A 671-nucleotide genomic window follows, 5' to 3' on the forward strand; every position below is an offset into this window, starting at 1 on the left:
TCCCTGATAGCTCAGTTGGTAGAGCACTCGACTGTTAATCGAGTTGTCACAGGTTCGAGTCCTGTTCGGGGAGCCATATTTTGAATATTTCTGACTTTTATATATTAAGGTGGCGGCGTAGCTCAGCTGGCTAGAGCGTACGGTTCATACCCGTGAGGTCGGGGGTTCGATCCCCTCTGCCGCTACTCGGAGAGATACCCAAGTGGCTATAAGGGGACCCTCTGCTAAGGGGTTAGACTGCGAAAGTGGTGCGAGGGTTCGAATCCCTCTCTCTCCGCCATAAATTTATTGAGACCAGAACTTATTTTGCAAGGCCCGTTGGTCAAGGGGTTAAGACACCTCCCTTTCACGGAGGTAACAGGGGTTCGAATCCCCTACGGGTCATAATATGGAGGCTTAGCTCAGCTGGGAGAGCATCTGCCTTACAAGCAGAGGGTCGGGGGTTCGATCCCCTCAGCCTCCACCATAAGAAAATTTGAGAAATGCTTTTTAATGTCGCGGGGTGGAGCAGTTCGGTAGCTCGTCGGGCTCATAACCCGAAGGTCGTAGGTTCAAATCCTGCCCCCGCAATTAATTTCCTATTGGAAATGCCTCTGGAACTGTGGTGTAGAGGCCTAACATGCCTGCCTGTCACGCAGGAGATCGCGGGTTCGAATCCCGTCAGTTCCGCC

General features: G+C 52.3%; 7 tRNA genes. All 7 read left to right on the top strand.

Annotation, left to right across the window (positions count from 1 at the left end):
* The 7 genes from G9G53_RS25640 (at position 1) to G9G53_RS25670 (ending at position 669) form a co-directional block, all read left to right on the top strand.
* Positions 1–76: transfer RNA gene (locus G9G53_RS25640), tRNA-Asn, on the top strand.
* A 35-nt stretch (positions 77–111) separates the two neighbouring features.
* A tRNA-Met gene (locus G9G53_RS25645) sits at positions 112–185 on the top strand.
* A gap of 3 nt (positions 186–188) precedes the next feature.
* Positions 189–280 (top strand) — tRNA-Ser (locus G9G53_RS25650).
* A 32-nt stretch (positions 281–312) separates the two neighbouring features.
* A tRNA-Glu gene (locus G9G53_RS25655) sits at positions 313–384 on the top strand.
* A 6-nt stretch (positions 385–390) separates the two neighbouring features.
* Positions 391–466, top strand: a tRNA-Val gene (locus tag G9G53_RS25660).
* Between the two features lie 30 nt (positions 467–496).
* Positions 497–570 (top strand) — tRNA-Met (locus tag G9G53_RS25665).
* A 25-nt stretch (positions 571–595) separates the two neighbouring features.
* Positions 596–669, top strand: a tRNA-Asp gene (locus G9G53_RS25670).
* The last annotated feature ends 2 nt before the right edge of the window (positions 670–671 follow it).

It is taken from the genome of Paenibacillus sp. EKM206P (assembly GCF_011066155.1).
Classification (GTDB): Bacteria; Bacillota; Bacilli; order Paenibacillales; family Paenibacillaceae; genus Paenibacillus; species Paenibacillus polymyxa_D.